This is a genomic window from Salinisphaera orenii subsp. orenii MK-B5 (assembly GCF_003788635.1).
GTDB lineage: Bacteria > Pseudomonadota > Gammaproteobacteria > Nevskiales > Salinisphaeraceae > Salinisphaera > Salinisphaera orenii.
In genome coordinates this window covers 42,442-66,790 of the sequence record NZ_AYKH01000014.1, presented here as the reverse complement: position 1 = coordinate 66,790, position 24,349 = coordinate 42,442, and the positions used below count along the sequence as shown (strand labels likewise).

The following is a 24,349-nucleotide window of genomic DNA, read 5'->3' as shown; positions in this document are numbered from 1 at the left end:
CAGGCGGCCTCCGCGGCGGCCGAATCGTCCGGGAGATAGGCCGGGCCGAACAGCAGCAGATCGCGAAAGTCGGAGACGTCCACGCCCTCGCGCATGAGCTTGAAATACCAGCCGCCATCGCGGGTATCGCCATAGAGCACGACGCCGACGATACGATCATCGCGCAGCACGATGCGCTTGTAGACGCCGCGGCGGACGTCGGAAAAAGTCAGCGCCTCGGTGCTCTCGGCGTCGGCGAAATCGCCCGCGGAATAGACATCGATCCCGGTGACCTTGAGCTGGGTCGCGGTGGTCGAGCCGCCGTAGTGGCTGTGCCCGCGCTGAGCCAAGTGATTGGCACAGACCTTGGCCTGATCCCAGAGCGGCGCGACCAGACCATAGACCGCATGCCGGTGCTCCACGCATTCGCCGACCGCATAGATTCGCGGGTCGTAGGTCTGCATCGTGTCGTTGACGACGATGCCCTTCTCGCAGTACAGCCCGGCCGTCTTCGCCAGTTCGACGTTCGGGCGAATGCCGACCGCCATCACCACGATATCGGCGGCGATCTCGGAGGCGTCGGCGTCGTCGAAACGCAGACCGGTCACCCGCCCCGCCTCGTCGCCGAGAATGGCCGCGGTCTTGGCGCCCATACGAAACGACAGCCCGCGCTGGGCGAGCGAATACTGCAACAACTCGGCCGCCGCCGGGTCGAGCTGGCGCTCCATGAGCGTTTCCATCAGGTGCACGATGGTCACCTCCATACCGCGCCGGTGCAGGCCGTAGGCGGCTTCCAGACCCAGCAGCCCGCCACCGATGACCACCGCCTTGCCGCCCTTTTCGCTCGCCTCGACCATGCGATGCACATCGCCGATATCGCGAAAGCTGATCACGCCTGCGAGCGTGTGCCCCGGCACGGGCAGGATGAACGGCGTGGAACCGGTGGCCAGCAGCAGGCGGTCGTAGCCGATCTCGCGGCCGGTGTCGGAGACGACCATACGCCGGCGCCGGTCGATCGCGACCACGGCTTCACCCGTGTAGAGCGCGATGCCGTGGTCGTCGTACCAGTCGCGGCCGTGGGTCTCGATCTCTTCGAAGGCCTTGTCGCCCGCCAACACCGGCGAGAGCATGATGCGGTTGTAGCTGGCATGCGGCTCGGCGCCGAACACGGTGACGTTGTAGCGCTCGGGCTCGGCCTCGAGCACGTGCTCGAGCGTACGCACGCCGGCCATGCCGTTGCCGATCACGACCAGATCGAGTTTCGGTTGGGTGGCGGTCTCACGCATTGCGAGGCCCGGCCTAAGCCGGCTCCGGCTTGCCGCCGCGCGCCTTGATCGGGTCGTCGCCGGATGAGGCCGTATCGAAGGCCGCCTTCTCCTCGGCCAGTACCTCGGGCGAGAAACGCACGAAGAAGGTGAACAGCGAGCACACCATCACCGCGAAGCCGAGAAACATCAGCCCCTGGGCGTAGCTCAACGATTCCGCCTTGAACAGAAAGCCCGCGAGCACCGCGCCCGCGTTGCCACCGGCGCCCACGATGCCGTTCACCCCACCCAGCGCTTTCTTGTTCATGAACGGCACCAGGCCGAAGGTCGCGCCCTCGGACATCTGCACGAACAGGCTGAACACGATCATGGTGGCGATGGCGGTGGCCAGCACCTCCATCTGCGAAAAGGCCACCAGCGCGATGCCCTCGATGAGCATCGCCGCGAACAGAAAACGCACGCGTCCGGTCAGTCCCATATAACGCGCCGACAGGTCCGAGAAGAAGCCGCCCAGCGTGCGCGCAAAGATGTTCATCAGCCCGAACAGGCCCGCGATCAGGCCGGCGGTCTTGAGATCGACATCGAAGTTGTCGAAGAAATAGATCGCGGCGACGTTGTTGATGGTCAGCTCGACGCCGAAGCAGCCGGCATAGACCACGAACAGCGCCCACACGCGATAGTCGGCCGCAGCCTTCTTGAAACTGGCCATGCCGCCGTTTTCGCGGTCGGCCTTGGGAATCTTGCCGGCTGCGCGCAGGTCGGAATAGTTGCCGTCCGGCGCGTCCTGGGTGAATTTCAGATAGGCCAGCCCCAGCACGAACAACAGGATGCCGGGCACCACCATCGCCAGACGCCAGCCCACGGCCTCGGTCACGCCCAGCGATACGATCATGGTGAAGATCAGCGGCATGATCAGCTGGGTGGTGCCGCCGCCGAGGTTGCCCCAGCCCGCGGTGGTCGCATTCGCCGTGCCCACGATATTGGGCGCGAACATCACCGCGGTGTGGTACTGGGTGATCACGAACGACGCGCCGATCGCGCCGATACACAGGCGCGCCATGAGGAACGTCTCGAAGCTGTCGGCAAACCCGATACACATCACCGGGATCGAGCCCACGATCAGCAGCGTCGAATAGGTCTTTCTAGGGCCAAACTTGTCGCACAGCGGGCCGATGAGCAGGCGCACCAGCACGGTGATCGCCACCGAGGCGATGATGGTCGAGCCGACCATCGACTTATCCAGGTTCAGATCCTCGCGCACCACGGCCATGAGCGGCGCGATGCCGAACCAGCCGAAAAAACACAGGTGAAAAGCCAGCCAGCTCATGTGGAAGGCGCGCATCTGCACCGACTTGAAGTCGAACAGGCGGATGCGGGTGGCCTTGTTGGCGAGTTCCATGACGATCTCCTAGCCGGCGACGGATGAGCGGTTCGAGGGATTGACCTGTGCGAGTTCGGCGAGCCGCGCCGTGCGCGCGGTCGGCTGGGTCTCGGCGATATAGCCGAGACAGTCGGCGGGATCGAAGACGCGCCCGTCGAAGAAGCGATCGGCCCCCATGGCGATGGCGCCGTCGTTGGTCGCCAGCGCCCAGCCCTCGGCATGCCGGCCTTCGGACTTGGTGTCCGTATCCGGACAGGCCACGCCGATGTCGGCCACCGCCTCGCGATAGATGCCGGGTCGGTAGACGGCCGCAGCGGTCGCCGCGATGTCCAGCGAGCCGCCGATCTGGCCCCAGCGCAGCATCTGGGTGATGAACCACATCGCCTGCGAGCACCAGGGAAAGTTGGCGGCGTAGCGATGGAAGACATTGAAATCGGGCAGCGACACGCTCGCCGCCTCCCGCGCGTGGCGAAATTCGCCGACGAGCGGCCCCCGGATGGCCTCGGCGGGCGCATCCAGGCGATCCGGCGCAGCCAGCCGTGTCACGATGCCGCGGCGGTTGGCCGGCTCATCCAGCCAGCGCGCGGCCCGCACCAGGGCCCGCACCAGCGCACGATGCGTGTTCGGATGGCGTTCGGCCCAGTCGCGGGTCACGCCGAGCACCTTTTCCGGGGCGTTGCGCCAGATCTCGTAACCGGTGATCAGCACGCGGCCGAGGCCGGCGCGCACCGCCATCTGATTCCAGGGTTCGCCCACGCAGTAGCCGGCGATGCGTCCGGCCTCCAGATTCGCGACCATGCGCGGCGGCGGCACGACGATCAGCCGCACGTCGCGATCCGGATCGATGCCGGCCGCGGCCAGCCAGTAGCGCAGCTGATAATTGTGGGCCGAGGCCGGATGCACCATGGCGAAGGTCATCGGCGCCAGCCCCGCTTCGCGATCGGCGTCGATCACCCGCTTGAGCGCCCGCGCCGTACACGGGCGCTCGATCATCGCCTCGGGGTCGGCCGCCACCAGGCGGCTGTAAAGCCCCTCGGAGACAGTGATCGCGTTGCCGTTGAGGCCCAACGAAAGCGCCGTGACCATCGCCTGTGGCGGCGCGCCGACACCGAGGGTCGCGGCGATCGGCATGCCCGCTAGCATCTGGGCGCCGTCCAGCAGGCCGAAGGCCACCTTGTCGCGGATGGCCGCCCACGAGGCCTCCCGCGAGAGTGTGACCGTCAGGCCCTCCTCGGCAAAGAAACCCGCGCTCTGCGCGGCGATCAGGGGCGCGCAATCGGTCAGCGGCACGAAGCCCAGGGTCAGGGCGCTGCGCTCGAGCGGGCGGTATGATCGGGATGGCTTCATCGCGTTCCGGGCCTGGGTGTCGTGTCTGCCGGTCGCGGACACAAAAAAGCCCGGCTCGCTGCATGCAGTCACCATGCGGCGTCACCGGGCTTCCTTGCCCCCCAACCGATTGTTTCGCGCCGTGCCGGATGCGGACCTCTCTCGGCCCCGACCGCCATTGATCGGAGACATGCCGGCGCGGCTTAGTGGGACTGATGCAGCAACCGTGCCAGACCGCCTCAGATGCCTCAGAGCCCTGTTTCAGAACGTCTTGGGCGCCGGCATCGCCGGCGCGTCACAGCCCGCCTCCGCCCGGTCACGCTGCCCTGTCGACGTGCAGCCTGCACCGATGCCGTGCAGCGGCGACGCCTACTCGGCCGCCCGCGTCATCACGCGGCGGGCGATCTCGGCCAGGGGCAGGCTGTGGTCCATGGCCGTCTTGCGCAGACGCGCATAGGCCTGCTGCTCGCTCATCGCCTCGCGCTCCATCAGCAGGCACTTGGCGCGGTTGATCACCTGACGGTCGGCCAGCGTCTCGCGGGTTTCGGCCAACTCGCGCCGCAACGTCTCGACCTGCTGGAACTGGCGCACGGCCACGTCCACGAGCGATCTCACCAGCGCCGGCGAGAGCCCTTCCATCACATAGGCGCTGATACCCGCGGCCGAGGCCTCGGCCATCAGCCGCCGATCGTCCTGCGAGGAAAGCATGAGCAGCGGTTTGGGATAACGCTCGCCCAGCGTGGCGACGTCCTCGAGCACGTCGCGCGACGGCGAGTCGGCGCCGACAATCACCGCATCGGGTGCCAGCCGCTCCATCGCATCGTAGAGATCGGCCTCGTCGCTGACGACATCCACGACGTCATAGCCGGCATCCGCGATGACGGCTCGCAGCGTCGACAGGCGCGCCGACCGGCGATCCACAAGCAGTACGCGTAGGGCCACGGCCATCGTCCGATTAACCGACGTGTTCTGCTGGAGCAACAAACATGCCACGCCGAGCCGGCCCGTCCGGCGGGCGCGCATGATCGGCCGTCTCAGCCGCTCGGATCGCTCTGCACGTAGCGCCCGAGCGTACGGTCGATGAAGCGCCGCGCCGCCTCGGCGTCGTAGGTCCGGCCCTCGGCGAGCGCCTGCGCGTAGTCGAACAGCGGCGCAAAACGGGGCGTGCCGTCGCGATGCCGACGGATCGAGACCGCGTCGGCATCCGTCTCCAGACGGCCCCAGTAGGCACGCACCTCGGCCCAGAACGGCGCGGTACGCCGCCAGTACCGCGCGCCGGCCGAGAAGTCGAAGTCGACGATGCGTCGATACCGGTTCACGCCCTGCTCGCGGGCCAGGCGATCGGCCGGCTCGCCCGCCTTGTCGAGCACAACCTTCTCGTTGTCCTGTCCGTGCACCCAGCCGGTGGGCAGCACGGTGATGCGGTTCGTGCCCACGAGCACGTCGTAGTCGCCGCGCACGCCGGACTCGCGTCGCGGCAGCGGCCGCCAGGTGCGATCGCTCTGCCACACGGACCGACTGTCGTCGTGATGCCAGCGCCCGGCGGCTTCGTAGCGCGGCGCATCGTCGACCTGGTAGACCGCCTGGGTCCAGCGTCCGGCGGCACGATCGGCGGCCACGCGACGCGGCTCCCATCGGCGCTCGCCCGCGAAGACGAACAGGTCGCGATCCTCGTGGCGCCAGTCCTGCCGCCAGTGCTTCATCACGACGGGGCCCTGCAGACGCGTTTCGCCCGTGTCCTCGTCCGGGGCTTCGTAGTACATGACCATGAGATGCTGCAGGCTGATGAAATCGCCGTCGTCGGCGATCACCCGCACGCGCTCGGTCGCCCAGGATCGATACGGCGCGGCGCGCTCGTAGCCGGGCGCGTAGCCGATCGTTTCCACAAACTCGAAATCGACCCGGTAGTCACCGGCCAGCGCCAGGATCGCGCGCCGGTCGCGTTCGAAGCGACTCAGGTTCGGGGCCTGCAACCGCGCCCAGGCGGCGCTCGGCGTGTCGGCCAGTTCCACCGGCGCGCCGGCGGACGTGCCGCCGCGCGCCGCGGGCGCGCAATCGTCCAGCGTCGACCAGCTGAACACATGCCGCTCGACATCACATGCGGCGATCGCCGCCGATACCGGGCCCAGGCACAGCAACAGGGCGCCGATAACCGCCAGCGCGTCCCGCCGGACCCGGCGCCCCGGCCTTCCGTATTCCGTTCTCGACATCACGCATCTCCCGCGCTCCGGCACCAGCGGTCGATCCTGCCATGCAAAGCTGCGTATGGCTCGTGCCGCAGCCGACATTCCATCGTGCATGACGCAATCGATGTGCAGGACGCTTATCGAGCGAATGCAAAATACAATATCGCCTGTTGAAATAGCGCCCGAATGACTACACAATAATGTGGCCTACAATACATTTGCCGCCCTATGCTCATTGCCAGTCTGAGCGTCGCCTGCATCGTGGCCACTGCCGCCGGCGCGGCGCTGACCTATCGACGCCACGCCCGCCGCCGTACGCGGCTCGACGCGGAGCTGGCCTACCACCGTATTAAGAAGCCTACGCACGCCGACGCGCCGCGTTCGACCGACTGAGGCCGGCCCGCCGGCTCGGCCGCACCGACGCCGACGGACGGCGTCCGCCCAGACCGGCTGATCGACACGTACCCCGCTGCCGACATTGTCCGGGCGTCGACAGAGACGGTGTCAGCCGGTCAACCGCCCCACGCATGCCAGCAAACCCCGACCGCATGCCAGATGGAGTCATCGGCACCTGCTGACGACGTCGATGCGATAGCCCGTCTATTCGCGAGGCGCATTAGCCACGAGGGCAGACGCGAACCACTCGACCGGCCGGGCCCGCAAGCGTATCGGTGCGGATCGCGTCACCGCGGAAGCCGGGCTCTTGCGGGTCAGCCGCGGCGATCCGTCTGCCGTTCCTGTCGTGATTCAGCACACGGGGAGACCGAACCAGCCTCGTCCGGCAACAGCCCGTGAGTCGGTCGACGGCGTGCTGGGAACAGCGGAGACCCTTGAAGGCTTCCTTCCGGCGGGAGAACGCACGGCAACGGGCCACGGTCGCGCAACGGGTCGTGAAAGCGAGCGGTTTCAGGCGTGTCGCCCCTCGGCCGCTGTGACGGCATGGCAGGCGCCGGTACGCGCTTCACGGGGCACTCGTCGGAGATCTTCGGCGTCGCCTCGTACGGGCGGCTCGCCTACGACCGATGTGATTGACGTCGGGTCACTCTCGACTCGACGCGCGCGGATCGTCGCCCAGCGTTCGCTTTCGGAATCGTGAGCACCACAGACACCGGCGCGGCTACGCGCAGCCGCCGACCGGGTGTTTCCAGCGACGCGGCTTCATTGGGGCCACGCGTCGCGGGTTCGTACCGCGCCGTCAGAGATTGGCACCGATGACTGGGGCCGGTCGCGGCTGGCTGTGCGAACCGGCCCCGCTCTCAGGCGAAGGGGCCCCGAAGCCCCCTCACCGATAGCGCTTCACCCCGTCATTGTGGCCATCTCGCGACCCATCTGGATGGCCTCCTCTCGTGTCTGGGGCGTGCGCGAGCCGGTGGAGCGCTGCGGTTCGGTGTTGTCGTCGAAGCGCACCTCGACTTCCCAGCCGCCATCCACTTCGCGCCCGAGAATCTCGAAGCCGCGGTCCGCATCCCGTTCGAGCGTATCCCAGTCCGTCAGATTACGTTTCATAGTGTTAAAACCCAGTGTGTCGAGGCGATAGTCTAACCGTCACGGCAAGCCGGCCCAACGGGGCCGACACGATCGGGCAACGCCCGGCAGGGCCGGTTCGTCTCCCAAGGCCGCCGAGCGCGGGATCGTTCGATGATCGAAAACGGCCTCAGCACGGGCGCCTGGCCGATGCGCGGCTCGTCGTCGTTGCCAACCGCATATCCGGGCCCCACGAAACACCTTGCCCATCGCTGCGCCGATCTTGGGCTTCGCGCCAGGCCGAAGCCGTCTCTCGAGGATGACTCCCGCACACCGCGCGAGCCGGCGGCGAGGCGGATTCAACATCGCGGCACGCTGAGATGATGCAATATTCGATTGGAGTCATCCCCGGCCGGCGCCGCGCGCCCGTTCGGCGCCGCCGTCGCGACGCTCCAGCGTGCTCACCGCATATTCGGTCGCGCCTGCACTGCGCCCACCCGGCCCGGCGGCGCGAACGCACCATCGCCCGACCCTATATCGAGCCCTTCGTACGCCCATCGAACCGAGGGGTCGCCAATCAGCGCCTGTTCGCCGGCAGACAGAAAGCCCACCGATAGGCGGGCTCGAACTACGTAACGCTGACGACAGGCCGGGGGCTCGAGGGCCGGATGGCTCGCGGCCGCGCCGCCCGACCGTCCTCACCAGTCCTGGATTCGCCCATCGAATCGAGCGGTTCCCACAAGCGCTTTCTTCCGGCCAGACAAAAAAAGCCCGCCGATAGGCGGGCTTCTGGTCTGGCTGGGGGAGAGGGATTCGAACCCCCACTGACGGAGTCAGAGTCCGTAGTCCTACCATTAGACGATCCCCCAGTAACCTGGGCCGGCCGGGCAACGCGGGGCTGCCCGGCCGTGTCTCGTCGCTAGCGCTTGGAGTACTGCGGCGACTTGCGCGCCTTGTGCAGGCCAATCTTCTTGCGCTCGACCTTGCGCGCGTCGCGGGTCATGTACCCGGCAGCGCGCAGCGGAGCGCGCATCATTTCATCGTACTGCACCAAGGCGCGCGACAGGCCGTGGCGGATGGCGCCGGCCTGACCGTTCGGACCACCACCGTTGACCGTGATGTTGATGTCGAAACGATTGGTGGAATCGGTCACCTCGAGCGCCTGACGCACGATCATGCGCGACGTCGGCCGACCGAAGTATTCGTCCAGCGTCTTCTTGTTGACCGTGATCTGGCCACTGCCCGGCTTGATGAAAACGCGCGCGGTGGCGGTCTTGCGACGGCCGGTGCCGTACGACTGTTCGGTTGCCATATGCTTAAATCTCCAGCGTCTGCGGCTGCTGTGCGGCGTGCGGATGCTCGGCGCCCGGATAGACGCGCAGCTTGCGGCCCATCTGCCGGCCGAGCGGGTTTTTCGGCAGCATGCCCTTGACCGCGCTCTCGATCACGCGCTCCGGGTGGGTCGCCAGCTGGTCTTCCAGCGTGATCGACTTCAGGTTGCCCACATAGCCGGTGTGACGGTGATAGACCTTCTGCTGCGGCTTCTTGCCGGTGACCTTCACCTGCGAGGCGTTGATGACCACGATGTGGTCGCCGACGTCCATATGCGGGGTGAACTCCGGCTTGTGCTTGCCGCGCAGACGGAAGGCGACCTCGGAGGCGAGCCGACCGAGCGTCTTGTCGGCAGCGTCCACGACGAACCAGTCGCCGGGCACTTCGTCCTTTTTCGCGGAAAACGTCTTCATTGCATATCCTGGAGCGAACGCGAACGTGCAGCCACCCGTGGCTGCGGAAAGCGCGCAATTCTAATGCGCGCGCGCCGGATTTGCAACGCCGCCGCGCGGCCGATTCACGGGCAGGAGAAAACGATCTCGCCGAGGTCGCGGCGCTGGGTGCGTGGACGCCGTTTCGGGTAACCGTACCAGATCAGGCCCACGCAGTATTCGCGGGCCGGATCGGCGCCGAGCATCTCGAGGAAACGCGTCTCGCGGGTGACCGCCCCGCTCGTCCACTTGCTCTCCACGCCGGCGCTGTGCAGATACAGTGAGAGGTTGTGGATCGCGCAGGCGCAGGCGCCGTAGTCCTCCTGCGCAGTGACCGGGTCGTCGTCGCGCACGCAGGTCACCGCCAGCCAGCCCGGGACACGGCGCCAGCGCTCGCGCTTGGTGGCGGCCACGTCGTCGCCCTTGCGCTCGGCCACCAGCGCCGCGTTGAGTTCGACGATGTCGGCCTGGGTGCGGGGGCCGATGAGATAGAAGCGCCACGGCTGGGTTTCGTGATGGTTGGGCGCCCAGCGCGCGATCTCGATCGCCTCGCGCACGAGCGCCGGGTCCGGCACCGTGTCGCGGAACTGATCCACCGAGCGGCGCCCGCGCAAAAAGCGCGCGGCGTCGGCCGGCTCTATCGGGCTGGCCTCGAGGGCGGCGCGGTCGACCATCGCCTCAGGCGCCCTTGTCGCCGGCGGCCGCGCCGAGCCGATCGTTGGCATCGGCGATGCGCAGCAGAATCAGGTCCGCCAGCTCCCGGTGCATGCTGGTCAGCAGATCCCGCTGTTCGGCTTCGGCGGCCAGTCGCTCGGTGTCGTCGAAACTGTAGTTGCGGGTGACCGACAGGGTCTCGCCGGACAGCTGGGTGGCGCCGTTGACGCTGTAGTCGAAGCGCACGCGGGTGGTCAGCTCGTACTCGGCGACGCGGCCGTCGCGCGGGCTCACGGACACGATGCGCTGGTTGTTGTCGATCTCGGCGATGTCGAGCTGGGCGGCGGCACCCGACTCGCCCAGCACGCCGCGCTCGCGCAGCCGTTGCTCCAGCGTCTGCACCAACGGCGGGTCGCCCACCCGGTAATCGTCGCTGTAGCTGACGTGCATGCGCTCGACGCCGCTCGGCAGCGGCGAGGCGCCCTGCAGATGAAAACCGCAGCCGGCCAGCGACACCAGCACGGCGAGCGCCGCCAGAAGGGGCGGCCAGGCCCGGCGGCGCGGGCTGATGGCGGTCGGCGATCGGCGTTTCATAGCGGCACGTCCTTGGCTTTACGGAGCGATCTATACCACGAGATTGACGAGCTTGCCCGGCACCACGATGGTCTTCTTGATCGGCTGGCCGTCCACGAAACGGGCGACGTTGTCGTCCGCCCGCGCGGCCGCGGCCACCGTATCGCGATCGGCGTCGGCCGGCACCTCGATGCGGGCACGCACCTTGCCGTTGACCTGCACCACGAGGGTGAGACTGTCTCGGGTCAGCGCGCCTTCGTCGGCCTCGGGCCAGGCCACGTCCAGCAACAGATCGTCGTGGCCGAGCTCGCGCCAGAGCACGTCGCAGACATGCGGGGTGATCGGCGCCAGCATCCGCACGATCGCCTCCAGCGCCTCCTGGCGCACCGCATGCTGCGCCGGATCGGCGTCGTCGACGCGGCCCAGCGCATTGCACAGTTCCATGATCGCGGCGATGGCCGTGTTGAACGTGTAGCGCCGGCCGACGTCGTCGCCGACCTTGGCGATGGTCTCGTGCAGCTTGCGACGCAGCGCCCCGGCCTCGCCTTCGGCGGTGCCCGCCGGTGCCACCACGCCGCGGTCGACGTGGTCGGCGACCAGACGCCAGAGCCGCTTGAGAAAGCGATGCGCGCCCTCGACGCCGGCATCCGACCATTCCAGCGACTGATCCGGCGGCGCCGCGAACATGGTGAACAGGCGCACGGTGTCCGCGCCGTAGGTCTCGATCAGCGCCTGCGGATCGACCGTGTTGCCCTTGGACTTGGACATCTTGGCGCCGTCGGACAGCACCATCCCCTGGGTCAGCAGGCGCGAGAACGGTTCGTCGGCGTGGCTCAGGCCCTCGTCGCGCATGACCTTCTGGAAGAAACGCGCATACAGCAGATGCAGAATGGCGTGCTCCACCCCGCCGATGTACTGATCCACCGGCAGCCAGTAGCCGGCCCGGTCGTCGAGCATGACGTCGGCGTCCGGGCAGGCGAAACGGGCGAAGTACCAGGACGACTCCATGAAGGTGTCGAAGGTGTCCGTCTCGCGCCGGGCCGGCTTGCCGCAGGCCGGGCAGTCGCAGTTCACGAACTCGGGCATGTCCGGCAGCGGCGAGCCCGCGCCCTCGGGGGTGACGTCCTCTGGCAGCACCACCGGCAGATCGGCCTCCGGCACCGGCACCGCGCCGCAGTCGTCGCAGTGGATGATCGGGATCGGCGCGCCCCAGTAGCGCTGGCGCGACAGGCCCCAGTCGCGCAGGCGGTACTGGGTCTTGCGGCGGGCCACGCCGCGCGCCTCCAGCCGGTCGGCAATGGCGTTGAAGGCGGCGTCGAAGTCCTTGCCGTCGTCCTCGCCCGAGTTGATCAGCACGCCCTTGTCGGCACTCGCGCCGCGGCCGATATCCGGCGCGTTGCCCTCGGCATCGGCGACCACCGGTACGATCGGCAGGCCGTAGGCGGTGGCGAACTCCCAGTCGCGCTGATCGTGCGCGGGCACGCTCATCACCGCGCCCGTGCCGTAACCCATCAGCACGAAATTGGCCGCGAAGATCGGCAGCTTCTCGCCCGACAGCGGGTGAATCGCCTCGACCGGCAGGCGATAGCCTTTCTTGTCGCGCGTTTCCAGCCCGGCCTCGGCGGTGCCGCCGGCGCGGCATTCCTCGACAAACGCCGCCAGTTCGGCGTCGGTATCGGCGGCGGCCGCGACCAGGGGATGATCGGCCGCCAGCGCCATGTAGGTCGCGCCGTGCAGCGTGTCGGGGCGCGTGGTGTAGACCGTCAGCGGCTCGTCCTGGCCGGCCACCTCGAAATCGATCTCCAGACCGGTCGAACGGCCGATCCAGTTGGCCTGCATGGTCTTGACCGCCTCCGGCCAGCCGTCGAGCTTGTCGAGATCGTCCAGCAGTTCGTCGGCATAGTCGGTGATGCGCGCGAACCACTGCGGAATCGCGCGCTGTTCGACGATCGCGCCCGAACGCCAGCCGCGGCCGTCGACCACCTGCTCGTTGGCGAGCACGGTCTGGTCGACCGGATCCCAGTTGACCACCGATTCCTTGCGATAGACCAGCCCCTTCTCGAACAGCCGCGTGAACAGCCACTGCTCCCAGCGATAGTAGGACGGGTCGCAGGTCGCGAACTCGCGCGACCAGTCGTAGGCGAAGCCGAGCTGGGCGAGCTGCTCGCGCATCGCCGCGATGTTCTCGCGCGTCCATTTCGCCGGCGGCACGCCGTTCTTGATCGCCGCGTTCTCGGCCGGCAGGCCGAAGGCGTCCCAGCCCATCGGCTGGAGCACGTTCTTGCCGCACATGCGCTGATAGCGCGAGATGACGTCGCCGATGGTGTAGTTGCGCACGTGCCCCATGTGCAGCTTGCCGCTGGGATAGGGGAACATCGACAGACAGTAGAACTTGTCGCGATCGTCGCGGACGACCTCGAAGACGCGCGCCGCGGTCCAGCGCGACTGCACGTCGGCCTCGATCGCCTCGAAACGGTAGGTGGCATCCATGGGCGGTATTATCGTCTCGTCGCTCGCGGGCGCAGCGACATCGGGTCGAAAACAGCCCGCTAGTCTAGGCGGTGTGGCGTTTTCGTGCGAGCCCGCGACAGGCGCTGCCCGGCGACGACACGAGGCGCGCAGCAATTGCGCGCCAGCGCGCCGCAACGTTGGATCGCCGGGAACGGCGCCTGTGGGCAAGCCTCCGGCCGCTAATCACGCCGTGGGTCGGCGCGCGCCGCGATCAGGCCCCGCCACGGCCGGCGCACCACGCCTGTCGGCGGCGAGGTGCGGCCGCGAGGCGACGCCCGCACGTCACCAGAGGACACCCGCCCGAGTCATCGCCCCCGCCGCCGGATCGCGGTCAGCGCCAGGCCCGCGGCGACGAGCACGAAAGCCGCCAGCCACAACGGCCGGTCGCGCAGCCGCATGTAGGGCGTCAGCCCGTCACGCGGCTGCACCGTGGACTCGATGGTCGCCACGGTGAACTGATCGGTGCGTTCGCGCACGCGCCCTTCGGCGTCGATGATCGCGGAGATGCCGGTATTGGCCGCGCGCAGCATCGGCCGGCCCGCCTCCAGCGCCCGCATGCGGGCAATCTCCAGATGCTGCGGCGCGGCGGTGGTGCCGGAGAACCACGCATCGTTGGTCACGTTGACCAGCACCCCGGCCGCCGGCAGCGCCCGGGCGATCTCGTAGCCGAAGGCGTCCTCGAAGCAGATCGACAGCCCCAGGCGCAGACCGGCGGCCTCGATCGGCGCCTGTTCGTCGGGGCCGAAACCGAGATCTGAAAAGCGCATGTCGATGCCGTCGAGCCAGTCCTTGACGAACCCGGGCACCGGGAAATACTCGCCGAAGGGCACCAGATGGCGCTTGTAGTAGCGCCCCTCGCCCGCGCCGAGGGCGAGCACTGCATTGTAGTAGGCGCCGGTGGCGTCATCCGGCACCAGCGTGCCAGCAAGCACGGTCTGGTCGCGCCCGGCCGCGAGCGCTGCGATGTCGTCCAGATAGTCGCGCACGCGATCGGCCGGCGCGGGAACCGCGACCTCGGGCCAGACCACCAGGGGCGCGTCGCTGGCTTCGGTCATGTCGCGGTAGCGCGACAGCGTCTTCGCCAGCGTGTCGCGCCGCCATTTGATCTCCTGCGGGAAATTGCCCTGCAGGATGTCGACCCGCACCGGCTCGCCGCTCGGCTGTGTCCAGTGCCCGGCCGCCGGCAGCCACCACAGCGCCACCGGCGCGATCGCGATCAGCAGCACCGCGACCGTCCGGCCCGCGATGGTGCCCGCGAACAGCAGCGCGATGGTGCCCGCCGCCGCCATCATCAGGAAACCCAGCAGATACACGCCGCCCAGCGGTGCGATCGCGGTGACGGGCGCATCGATCAGCGAATAGCCGAGCGACAGCCAGGGGAAACCGGTCATCACCCAGCTGCGCACCAGTTCGGCCAGCAGCCAGGCGCCCGGCACGAAGACCAGCGCCCAGAGCGTGCGCGGCAGCCGCCGCGTGGCGCCCGCGAAGGCGCCCACGAGCATCGGGTAGAGCGCCAGATAGATCGTCAGCAGGCAGACCAGGCCGATGGCCATGATCAGCGGTGCGCCGCCGTAGTAATAGGTGGAGACGAATGTCCAGTAGATGCCGCTGCCGAAATGGGCGAGCCCGAACACAAACCCCCGCCAGGCGCCGCGCCGGGCGCTGGCCCGCCACCACAGCGCCACCAGGCCGACCAGCGCGACCAGCGTCAGCCCGTAGTAGCCGAACGGCGCGAAGCCGAGCGTCGCCGCGCCGCCGAGCAGCGCCGGCGCCAGCACATCGAGCAGCAGAGCCCGGCCGGAAATACGAGACGCCATCTAGCGCCCGCCGAGCCGGCACGCCCGGTCCGGCGACGAAACGCGCCCGGCGGCCGGCGGTGCGATGCTGGATGGTGTCGTCACAACGGTCTCCCTGGCCGACGGAGGCGGGCTGCAGCCTCGGCGCTACTCGGCGGCCTCCGGCAGAATCGTCATCTGGAACAGATGGATGCGGCGCGAATCGGCGCGCTGGACGTTGAACTGGAAACGGTCGATGGTCGTGGTCTCACCGCGCTTGGGCATGTGCCCGAACTCGTGCACCACGAGGCCGCCGATGGTGTCGAAGTCCTCGTCCGAGAAATCGGTGTCGAAGTACTTGTTGAACTCGTCGACCGGCGTGAGGCTGCGCACCTGGAAGCGGTTCTTCTCCTGCCGCAGGATATAGGCGCCCTCGGCCTGGTCGTATTCGTCGTCGATGTCGCCCACGATCTGCTCGAGCGCGTCCTCGATGGTGACCAGCCCGGCGACGCCGCCGTACTCGTCCACCACGATCGCCATGTGATTGCGCGAGGCCTTGAATTCCTTGAGCAGCACGTTGACGCGCTTGGACTCCGGCACATAGACCGCCGACCGCAGCACATCGCCGATCTCGAACTCGGCGCGCCCGCCGGGCGACTCGGCCAGCTGCAGCATGTCCTTGGCCAGCAGGATGCCGGCGACCTCGTCGCGCGATTCGCCGATCACCGGGAATCGCGAGTGGCCGGACTGGATCGCCGTGGCCAGCACCTCGGCGATGTCGGCGTCGGATTCGACCACCACCATCTGCGAGCGCGGGATCATGATGTCGCGCACCTGCAGCTCCGAGACCTTGAGCACGCCCTGCATCATCCAGAGCGCGTCCACGTCCAGCAGTTCGTTCTCCTGGGCTTCGGTGAGCACGGCCACCAGCTCGTCCCGATCGCGCGGCGGCCCGGCCAGGCTCATGCCGATCTGACGCAGCCAGTTGCCGCTGCTACTTCGGTTGGATTCCGATTCGTCGTCTTCGCTCATGCTCGCGCTGCGGCTACGGCCGCCCTCCTTGTGTCACCGGCCGTAGCGGCAGGTCGATCAGTCACGTTCGAGATAGGGGTCATCGTAGCCCAGCCGCGCCAGCACGCGGCGCTCGGCGGACTCCATGACATCCGCCTCATCGTCGCCGATATGATCGAAGCCGAGCAAGTGCAGGACACCGTGCGCGACCATGTGCGCGACGTGCGCCGACAGCGTCTTGCCCTGGGCCTCGGCCTCGGCCTCGACCACCGGCGCGCAGATCACCAGATCGCCCAGCGCGGCAAAGCCCGGCAATCGCACGTCCGCAGGGAACGAGAGCACGTTGGTGGCGTACGGCTTGTCGCGATAGGCGCCGTTGAGGCGGGCGGATTCGGCCCGATCCACGATGTGCACGCCGAGCTCCACCGCGGTCTCGGCGTCGAAGGCCGCGACGGCTTCGAGGGCGGCCGTGGCGGCCGTCTCGATGCGCGTGGGGTCGAAGGCGTCGCCGGCAGCACCCGCCCCGGCGACTTCGATGTCGAGCATCATCTCAGCCGCGACCGGACTCCGTGCCCTCGCCGTGCTCGGCGTCGTCGTCCCGATCGTAGGCCTGGACGATGCGCTGAACGAGCGGGTGGCGAACCACATCGCGGGCGGAAAAGCGCGTCACGCTGATGCCCTGGATGCCGGTGAGAATATCCACCGCGTGGCGCAGTCCGGAGCGCTTGGACGCGGGCAGATCGATCTGGGTCATGTCGCCGGTGACCACCGCGGTGGAACCGAAGCCGATACGGGTCAGAAACATCTTCATCTGCTCGACGGTGGTGTTCTGGGCCTCGTCGAGGATGATATAGGCCTCGTTGAGCGTGCGCCCGCGCATATAGGCCAGCGGCGCGATCTCGATCACGTTGCGCTCGATCAACCGCCCGACGCGGTCGAAGCCGAGCATCTCGTAGAGCGCGTCGTAGAGCGGGCGCAGGTACGGATCGACCTTCTGCGCCAGATCGCCCGGCAGAAAGCCCAGCCGTTCGCCGGCCTCCACCGCGGGGCGCACCAGAAGCAGCCGGCGCACCCGCTCGGCCTCCAGCGCGTCGACCGCGGCGGCCACCGCCAGAAACGTCTTGCCCGTGCCGGCCGGGCCGATGCCGAAATTCAGATCGTTGGCCTTGAGATTGGCCAGATAACGCCGCTGGCTCGGCCCGCGGCCGCGTACCAGTCCGGTACGGGTCTTGATGACGATGTCTTCGTCGGTCGCGCCCTCGCTCGCTTCATCGCGTTCGCGCTCGGCGGTGCGCGCGACCACGTGCACCCGATCGGGCGTGACCGGGCCGGCGGCGGTCGCGGCATAGAGTTCGTTCAGGGCATCGACCGCGGCGGTCGCCGCCTGTTCGGGCCCGGCCACCTGGAAATGATGGCCGCGGTTGTGCACGCGCACACCCAGGCTGTCTTCGAGCAGGCGCAGATGGCCATCCTGCGGCCCGCACAGCTGCGCGAGCCGATTTACATCGGCCGGGGCCAGCTCGATCGTCTTGCGTACGGTTTCGCTCAAAATGCTTCCGTTATCCGGCCGCCACCGCGAGATCGGGCTCGCGGATGGCCACACGTCCGCGCAGCGAGTTGTCCAGCGCCTCAGTGATCTCGACCTCGACGAAATGCCCGGCCATCCGCGGGTGGCCGTCGAAGTTCACCCAGCGGTTGGAATCGGTGCGGCCGGCCATCTGCCCACCCCCGCGCTTGGACTCGCGCTCGACCAGTACGCGCTGGGTGGTACCGACCATGCCCTGCATGAACTGCCGGTTGAAGTCGCCGATGCGGGCCTGCAGCCGTGCCAGACGTTCTTTCTTGAGTTCGCGCGGCGTGTCATCGGCCATGTCGGCGGCCGGCGTGCCGGGGCGCTTGCTGTAGACGAAGGAAAACGCCGCGTCGAAGCCGATGTCATCGACCAGTTGCATCGTTTCCTCGAATTCGGCCTCGCCCTCGCCCGGGTGGCCAACGATGATATCGGTCGACAGGCTGATGTCAGGGCGCACCTCGCGCAGCTTCGCGATGCGCTCGCGGAAATGATCGGCCGTATAGCCGCGCTTCATCTGTGCGAGCACCGCGTCCGAGCCGGACTGCACCGGCAGATGCAGATAGTTGGCGAGCTTGGGCACGCGGGCATAGGCCTCGATCAGCGCGTCCGAGAATTCCAGCGGATGGCTGGTGGTGTAGCGGATGCGCTCAATACCTTCGATCTCGGCCACGAACTCGACCAGCATCGCCAGATCGCAGACCGAGCCGTCTTCCATCGGCCCACGGTAGCCGTTGACGTTCTGCCCCAGCAGCGTGATTTCCTTCACGCCCTGATCGGCCAGCTCCGCGACCTCGAGAATCACATCGTCGAACGGGCGGCTGATCTCTTCGCCGCGGGTGTAGGGCACGACACAGAAGCTGCAGTACTTCGAGCAGCCTTCCATGATCGAAACGAACGCGGTCGCGCCCTCGGCTTTCGCCGGCGGCATGTGATCGAACTTGTCGATCTCCGGAAAGGCGATATCGACCACGCCGGCGCCGTTGTCCTGCACCGCGTCCAGCATCTCGGGCAGGCGATGCAGCGTCTGCGGGCCGAACACCATATCCACGTAGGGCGCGCGCTCGCGGATCGCGTGGCCTTCCTGCGAGGCGACACAGCCGCCCACGCCGATCACGATCTCGGGGCGCGCTTCCTTGAGCTCACGCCAGCGGCCGAGCTGCGAAAACACCTTTTCCTGCGCCTTCTCGCGCACGGAGCAGGTATTGAGCAGGATGATGTCGGCGGCTTCCGCGCTGCCCACGCGCATCGCACCGCGCTGTTTGACGAGCACGTCGACCATCTTGGCCGAGTCGTACTCGTTCATCTGGCAGCCCCAGGTCTGCACGAAGACTTTCGGTTGCGTCGCGCTGGTCATGACCCGTCCGGCCCGTTACCGGGCGATTGCAAGCAAGCCTTACAGTGTAACCGATGCGGCAAACGTGCAACCCGGCGGGCGCGCGGCCGGGCGCCGTCCCGATTCATGACTGATCGGCCGCCCATGCGCCCCGGCTCGAGCGCGAACGCAGCGCCTCGCGATCCAGGATGTCGACGCGGCTCTGGCGCACGCGGATCACGCCGTCGCGCTGCAGTCGAGTGAGCACGCGGCTGACCGTCTCCAGCCGCATCGACAGGAAGTTGGCCAGCTCCGATCGTTTCATGCTCAGCGACACCGGGCTCGGGTCGAGCCCGCGCATCTCGCGCCGGCGACTGAGCGTGAGCAACAGACTGCTGATGCGGCCCTCGCTGTTCTTGCGACCGAGGGTCAGCAGCAGCCGTTCCTCGTCGGACAGCGCCTGACTCATCAGCCGCATGATCTGGTGACGCAGGCTCGGCAGCTTGTCCACCAGCCGGTCCAGCCGGTCGACCGGGATGCGGCAGACACGGGTGGACTCGAGCGCGACCGCCGTGCAGTGATGATGCTGATCGGCGAAGCCGTCGAGGCCGAGCAGATCGCCCGGGTAATAGAATCCCAGAATCTGCTCCAGCCCGTCCTCGTCGACCACGACGGTCTTCATCGAGCCATCGCGGATGGCATAGAGGTCCGTCAGCGTATCGCCCTGGCCGAACAGTTCGGCATTCATCGCGACCGGCGTACCGGGACTGACCAGCCTTTCGAGCTCGGAGACATCATCCTGGCTCAAGCCGTAGGGCAGACAGAGATAGTTCAGCGAGCAATGACTGCACGTTTCGCTTAGCTGTTCGAGTTGCTGGGATGCTGCGCCCATTCCCCTGGCCTTGTTCTCGGTGAATCGGTAAGACCCCTTTCGGGGCCCAGCTTAGCCAAACCGAACGAAACTTTCAGGCTTTCTTGGGCGCGCCCTTTCCCATTGGGAGGCAGTTACTTGCGCTCGATCGATTAGCACCGGAAAGTCGCGCCGTTGACCTGGATCAAATCACCCCCGTCAACGGGCACGCAAGATGGATTCCATCAATACCAGTCCAGGAGACAACCATGAACCGCTTCGCCCTCGCCGCCGCTCTGGCCGTGGTCCCGACCCTCGTCCCGATCAGCGCCCAGGCCGCCCAGGCGGGCGACTGGATCGTGCGCGGCGGGGTGACCTACGTCGCCCCCAACGACGACACCTCGAGCCGCAACGGCGAGCTCGCCCCCGCACTGGCCGGCACCGATGTCGCCGTCAGCTCGGAACCGCAGTTCGGTGCCACCCTCGCCTACCTGTTCACCGACAACCTAGCCCTCGAACTGTTGGCGGCCTCGCCGTTCAAACATGATCTGACACTCGACGGCGGCGCGCTCGATGGCGCGCCTCTGGGCGATATCAAGCACCTGCCGCCGACGCTCAGCCTGCAGTACCGCTTCGACACGAAGACCGCTTTCACGCCTTACGTCGGACTGGGCCTGAACTACACCTTCTTCTTCTCGGAGCACGTCTCCTCGCAAGCGCGCGCGCTGGGAATCGAGGACATCGACCTGGACGATTCCTTCGGCCCGGCAGCACAGGTGGGCTTCGACTACGCCATCAGCGATCACTGGCTCGTCAATGCCGACGTGCGCTACCTGCAGATCGACACCACCGCGGAGGTGCGCACCGCGACCGGCACCACCCACGTGGACGTGGACATCGACCCCTGGGTCTACACGCTGGCACTGGGCTATCGCTTCTAACGGCCCCCGTCGCGGTCACATCCATCCGGGCTGCCCCGGACGCCGGGACAGGCGTAGGCTTGTCCCGGCGCTTTCGTGAACGCGCCGAAACCCCGCTCCCGATCGCCGCCGCGTAACGCATGCCGCAACCGAACACGTCCGCCGCCTGGCTCAAGCGCGAGAGCGACATCGTGCGCCGGCCGGTGAGCCGCGCGATCGCCATCGAAAGTGCCGGCGGCGTGCTCATGATCGCCCAGGCCGCGGTACTGGCTCACGTCGCCGATGCCGCGATCTTCGACGGCGCGGCACTGACCGCGATCCTGCCCTGGCTGGTCGGCCTGTTCCTGCTCATCGGCCTGCGGGCGATACTGAGCTATGCCGGCGAGCAGGCACGCTTTGCCGCCGGCGCCACCATCAAGGCCGTCGTGCGCGAGCGCCTGTTGCGCACCATCGAGCGTCTGGGGGTCGTCTGGCAGCGGCGCATGCCCAGCGGCGACCTCGTGGAGACGCTGACCGAGGGCGTTGAAAAACTCGAAGCCTACTACGGACGTTATCTGTCGCAGACCGCCGTCGCGGTGCTGTTGCCGCTGGCGATTCTGGCGGTCATCATGCCGATCGACTGGCTGTCGGGCCTGGTCCTGCTGGCCACCGCGCCGTTGATTCCGGTGTTCATGATCTTCATCGGCAAGGGCGCGGAAAAGCTCAACCAGCGCCAGTGGCGGCGCATGGGCGTGCTCTCCGGCCATTTCCTGGATGCGTTGCAGGGGCTGACCACGCTGCGCATCTTCAACCTCGGCGCCCGCGAGGCACGACTGATCGAGCGCCTGTCCGATGACTATCGCCGCAGTACGATGGCCGTGCTGCGCGTGGCGTTCCTGTCGTCGCTGGTGCTGGAATTCTTGGCAACCGTTAGCATCGCGCTGGTCGCGGTGCTGATCGGCTTCCGGCTCATGTGGGGCCAGATCGGCTTCGAGGCCGGCTTTCTCGTACTGCTGCTCGCCCCCGAATTCTATCTGCCGCTGCGCAACATGGGCAGCGTCTACCACGCACGCATGGAGGCGATCGCCGCCGCCGAGCGCATGGTCGAGATATTCGACGCCCCCGCGCTCGAATGGCCGGGCACGCGGCGCGACGTGTTCGCCGACGCGCCGCCACGGGTGACGCTCGCCGCGCTCGGCTACACCTACCCCGGCAGCGACAGGCCGGCGCTGGCCGGTATCGACCTGGACATTGCAGCCGGCGAAACGATCGCCGTCGTGGGCGCCTCCGGCGCCGGCAAGAGCACGCTGGCGCTGGCGCTGCTCGGCCTGATCCGGGCCGATCGCGGCGATCTGCGTATCAACGGCGCGCCACTGGAGACGATCGCGATCGAGCGCTGGCGCGAACAGCTGGCCTGGGTGCCCCAGCAGCCGCGCCTGTTTCACGGCAGCGTGCGCGACAATCTCCTGCTCGGCGACGCCGCGGCCAACGACGACGCCCTCTGGAGCGCCCTCGATCGGGCCCAGGCTCGCGATTTCGTGGCCGCTTTGCCCCGGGGTCTGGATACGCCGGTCGGCGAACGCGGCCAGCGTCTGTCCGGCGGCCAGGTCCAGCGGCTGGCCATCGCCCGCGCCTTCGTCCGCAACGCCCGCTTCGTCGTGGTCGACGAGATCAGCGCCCATCTCGATGCCGAGAACGAACGGCGTCTGGTGACTGCGCTCGAAGCGCTCGCCCAGGGTCGCGGCATGCTGCTGATCGCACACCGCCTGGCCAGCGTCGCGCACGCCGACCGCATCGTGGTGATGGACGGCGGGCGCATCGTCGAGCAGGGCAGGCACGAGCAGCTGCTCGCGCACGGCGGCGTCTACGCGCGGCTCGCATCTGACAGTCGGACCATCGCGGCATGAACAGCCTCGGTAGCGATCTGCGCTGGTGGCTGCGCCTGGCCCGGCCCTATGCCGGCGCCTTCGCGCTGGGCGTCGCGGTTTCCATCGTCACCGTCTCGGCCAACATGGCTCTACTGGCGGTGGCCGGCTGGTTCATCGCCAGCATGGCGGCGGCCGGGCTCGCGGGCGCGGGCATGAACTACTTCACGCCGGCGGCGGTGATCCGCGGGCTGGCCATCGTGCGCACCGGCGGGCGCTATCTCGAGCGCCTGATCACCCACGACGCGACCCTGCGCCTGCTCACCGGCCTGCGGGTATGGTTCTACCGCCAGATCGAACCGCTGTCGACGGTGGATATGCGCAACGGCGACCTGCTGGCGCGCGTGCGCGCAGACATCGACACGCTGGATCATGTCTATCTGCGGCTGATCGCGCCGGTCACGGTGGGACTTGCCTGTCTTCTCGGCGCGGTCGCGGTGATGTGGCTCTACAGCCCGGCGGTAGCACACGTGAATCTCGCCCTGCTGGGCGTGGCGGGCATAGCGCTTCCGGGGCTGACCTACCGGCTGGGCCGCGCTCCGGGGGCGGCGGCCGTCGACACCTCGGCGCGGATGAAGGCCGCCGCGGTCGACTGGGTCGAAGGCCTCGGCGAGCTGACGGTCTTCGGTGCCCTGGAGCCTCGCCGCGAGACGATCGATGCGCTATCGCGCGACTGGATCGCACACCAGAAACAGCTGTCGAAGCTCAGCGGCCTGTCGAGCGCCGGCGTGCTGCTGCTGACGAATCTGGCGCTCGTCGGCACGGCCTGCTTCCTGGTGCCACTGATTCGCTCCGGCGCGTTGCAGCCGGTGGATTTCGCGCCACTGATCCTGCTCGTCATGGGCTGCTTCGAGGCAGTGGCCCTCATGCCCGGCGCCTGGCAGGCGCTGGGCCAGGCGCGGGCCGCGACCGCGCGGCTGCGCGCCTTCGAAGACCGCCGGCCGGCGGTCGCCGAACCGGCACACCCCGCCCCGCCCCCCGCCTGCGAGGCGATCCGTTTCGACCATGTCGGCACGCGCTATCAGGCCGACGACACGTGGGCGCTGCGCGAGGTGACGCTCACGATCGCGCCGGGCGAACACATCGCCGTGGTCGGCCCGAGCGGGGCCGGCAAGACCACGTTCGTCAACCTGCTGCTGCGGCTCGCCGAGATCCGCGAAGGCGAGATCCGCTGGGACGGGCGGCCACTGAGCGCCTACCGCGCGGCGGATCTGCGCGCGCGCATCGCGTTCGTGCCGCAGCGCGTGTATCTCTTCCATACCAGCGTGCGCGAGAATCTACTCGTCGGCCGTCCCGAGGCCACGGCCGAGGACATGATCGCCGCGGCCGATGTCGCCGGCATCCATGACGACATCATGGCTCTGCCGGAAGGCTACGACACCCTCGTCGGCGAAGAGGGCCTGCGCCTGTCGGGCGGCCAGATCCGGCGGATCGGCATCGCCCGTGCGTTGCTGCGCGATACGCCCCTGGTGATCCTCGACGAGCCATTCGAGGGCCTGGACATGCGTACGGCCGCCCGACTCTGGTCGCGGCTGGAGCGGCATCTGGCGGATCGCACGCTGATCGTCGTGTCGCACGACCTGGCGCGCGTGCACGATTTCGCCCGGATCCTGGTACTCGAAAACGCCGGACTTGTCGCCGACGGCGACCACGCCACGCTCGTCCGACACTGCGAGACCTACCGGCGGCTGCAGGGCGCCTATTTCAACCGCAGGCTGGACCGGCACGCACCGGATGCCGGGCGCGGGGAAACCGCGCCGACACCGGAGTTATCGCTTCGCCGACACGCCTGAGCCCGCCATATCCCACCACACAGCGTTTGATGCAGATCAACTGCCCCGTCACAGCAGCGGGCTAGTCTGGCCCGAGCATTACCGCCCGGTCACGACGACCGTCCGACAG

Annotated in this window: 20 protein-coding genes, 1 tRNA gene and 1 pseudogene; 4 read left to right on the top strand and 18 right to left on the bottom strand. The window is 68.0% G+C overall.

The genetic code is table 11. The features are described 5' to 3' along the window. Positions 1–2 precede the first annotated feature (2 nt). The 5 genes and pseudogenes from SAOR_RS08995 to SAOR_RS08975 all read right to left on the bottom strand — a co-directional run. Positions 3–1,265: pseudogene (locus SAOR_RS08995) on the bottom strand (NAD(P)/FAD-dependent oxidoreductase); the annotation flags it as partial. 13 nt (positions 1,266–1,278) lie between these two features. Beyond that, entirely contained in the window at positions 1,279–2,643 is a 1,365-nt protein-coding gene (locus SAOR_RS08990) for an MFS transporter (RefSeq protein ID WP_123631132.1), read from the bottom strand. 9 nt (positions 2,644–2,652) lie between these two features. Then, a complete protein-coding gene (locus SAOR_RS08985) occupies positions 2,653–3,972 on the bottom strand; it encodes a CmpA/NrtA family ABC transporter substrate-binding protein (protein ID WP_123631131.1) in 1,320 nt (439 codons plus the stop codon). Between the two features lie 348 nt (positions 3,973–4,320). Then, positions 4,321–4,893 (bottom strand): ANTAR domain-containing response regulator, encoded by a 573-nt coding sequence (locus SAOR_RS08980; RefSeq protein WP_245965432.1) that lies wholly within the window; start codon positions 4,891–4,893, stop codon positions 4,321–4,323. Positions 4,894–4,985: 92 nt separating this feature from the next. Continuing rightward, positions 4,986–6,161, bottom strand: coding sequence for a DUF6607 family protein (locus SAOR_RS08975; protein WP_221179933.1), 1,176 nt, complete (start codon positions 6,159–6,161; stop codon positions 4,986–4,988). A gap of 204 nt (positions 6,162–6,365) precedes the next feature. Between SAOR_RS08975 and SAOR_RS16800 the strand changes: the two genes are divergently transcribed. Continuing rightward, positions 6,366–6,530: a hypothetical protein gene (locus tag SAOR_RS16800; RefSeq protein ID WP_184947066.1), complete on the top strand. Its 165-nt coding sequence runs from the start codon at positions 6,366–6,368 to the stop codon at positions 6,528–6,530. A 903-nt stretch (positions 6,531–7,433) separates the two neighbouring features. On the opposite strand, the gene SAOR_RS08970 is transcribed toward SAOR_RS16800, so the two are convergent. The 13 genes from SAOR_RS08970 to SAOR_RS08910 all read right to left on the bottom strand — a co-directional run bounded on the left by SAOR_RS08970 (position 7,434) and on the right by SAOR_RS08910 (position 19,665). After that, positions 7,434–7,643, bottom strand: a complete 210-nt coding sequence (locus SAOR_RS08970; protein ID WP_123589392.1) for a hypothetical protein — start codon at positions 7,641–7,643, stop codon at positions 7,434–7,436. A gap of 753 nt (positions 7,644–8,396) precedes the next feature. After that, positions 8,397–8,470 (bottom strand) — tRNA-Gln (locus SAOR_RS08965). A 50-nt stretch (positions 8,471–8,520) separates the two neighbouring features. Continuing rightward, the gene (gene rpsI / locus SAOR_RS08960; RefSeq protein ID WP_123589393.1) at positions 8,521–8,913 is read right to left on the bottom strand and encodes a 30S ribosomal protein S9; all 393 of its coding nucleotides are present in this window, start codon (positions 8,911–8,913) and stop codon (positions 8,521–8,523) included. Between the two features lie 4 nt (positions 8,914–8,917). Further along, positions 8,918–9,346 carry a 50S ribosomal protein L13 gene (gene rplM, locus SAOR_RS08955; protein ID WP_123589394.1) on the bottom strand — a complete coding sequence of 143 codons (429 nt, stop codon included), beginning with the start codon at positions 9,344–9,346 and terminating at the stop codon, positions 8,918–8,920. Between the two features lie 104 nt (positions 9,347–9,450). Next, on the bottom strand, positions 9,451–10,038 hold the full coding sequence (locus SAOR_RS08950; protein WP_123631130.1) for a nitroreductase family protein: 588 nt from the start codon (positions 10,036–10,038) through the stop codon (positions 9,451–9,453). 4 nt (positions 10,039–10,042) lie between these two features. After that, complete coding sequence (locus SAOR_RS08945) at positions 10,043–10,612, bottom strand: LPS-assembly lipoprotein LptE (RefSeq protein WP_123631129.1); 570 nt, start codon at positions 10,610–10,612, stop codon at positions 10,043–10,045. A gap of 30 nt (positions 10,613–10,642) precedes the next feature. Beyond that, the gene (leuS, locus tag SAOR_RS08940) at positions 10,643–13,081 is read right to left on the bottom strand and encodes a leucine--tRNA ligase (RefSeq protein ID WP_123631128.1); all 2,439 of its coding nucleotides are present in this window, start codon (positions 13,079–13,081) and stop codon (positions 10,643–10,645) included. Positions 13,082–13,407: 326 nt separating this feature from the next. After that, complete coding sequence (gene lnt / locus SAOR_RS08935) at positions 13,408–14,919, bottom strand: apolipoprotein N-acyltransferase (RefSeq protein ID WP_123631127.1); 1,512 nt, start codon at positions 14,917–14,919, stop codon at positions 13,408–13,410. A 126-nt stretch (positions 14,920–15,045) separates the two neighbouring features. Beyond that, positions 15,046–15,909 (bottom strand): CorC family transporter, encoded by an 864-nt coding sequence (locus SAOR_RS08930; RefSeq protein WP_123589399.1) that lies wholly within the window; start codon positions 15,907–15,909, stop codon positions 15,046–15,048. Between the two features lie 57 nt (positions 15,910–15,966). Then, positions 15,967–16,434, bottom strand: coding sequence for an rRNA maturation RNase YbeY (gene ybeY / locus SAOR_RS08925; RefSeq protein WP_123631126.1), 468 nt, complete (start codon positions 16,432–16,434; stop codon positions 15,967–15,969). Between the two features lie 4 nt (positions 16,435–16,438). Next, positions 16,439–17,437, bottom strand: a complete 999-nt coding sequence (locus SAOR_RS08920) for a PhoH family protein (RefSeq protein WP_123631125.1) — start codon at positions 17,435–17,437, stop codon at positions 16,439–16,441. A 10-nt stretch (positions 17,438–17,447) separates the two neighbouring features. Then, positions 17,448–18,815, bottom strand: coding sequence for a tRNA (N6-isopentenyl adenosine(37)-C2)-methylthiotransferase MiaB (miaB, locus tag SAOR_RS08915; RefSeq protein WP_123631124.1), 1,368 nt, complete (start codon positions 18,813–18,815; stop codon positions 17,448–17,450). 103 nt (positions 18,816–18,918) lie between these two features. Continuing rightward, on the bottom strand, positions 18,919–19,665 hold the full coding sequence (locus SAOR_RS08910; protein WP_123631123.1) for a helix-turn-helix domain-containing protein: 747 nt from the start codon (positions 19,663–19,665) through the stop codon (positions 18,919–18,921). 227 nt (positions 19,666–19,892) lie between these two features. Here SAOR_RS08910 and SAOR_RS08905 point away from each other — a divergent pair, with 227 nt between their 5' ends. From SAOR_RS08905 to cydC, 3 genes are all read left to right on the top strand, one after another. Further along, on the top strand, positions 19,893–20,564 hold the full coding sequence (locus tag SAOR_RS08905) for an OmpW/AlkL family protein (RefSeq protein WP_123631122.1): 672 nt from the start codon (positions 19,893–19,895) through the stop codon (positions 20,562–20,564). A 119-nt stretch (positions 20,565–20,683) separates the two neighbouring features. Beyond that, positions 20,684–22,429 carry a thiol reductant ABC exporter subunit CydD gene (gene cydD, locus SAOR_RS08900; protein WP_123631121.1) on the top strand — a complete coding sequence of 582 codons (1,746 nt, stop codon included), beginning with the start codon at positions 20,684–20,686 and terminating at the stop codon, positions 22,427–22,429. Then, a complete protein-coding gene (cydC, locus tag SAOR_RS08895; protein ID WP_123631120.1) occupies positions 22,426–24,240 on the top strand; it encodes a thiol reductant ABC exporter subunit CydC in 1,815 nt (604 codons plus the stop codon). Before cydD ends, cydC begins: the two co-directional genes overlap by 4 nt. Positions 24,241–24,349 lie beyond the last annotated feature (109 nt).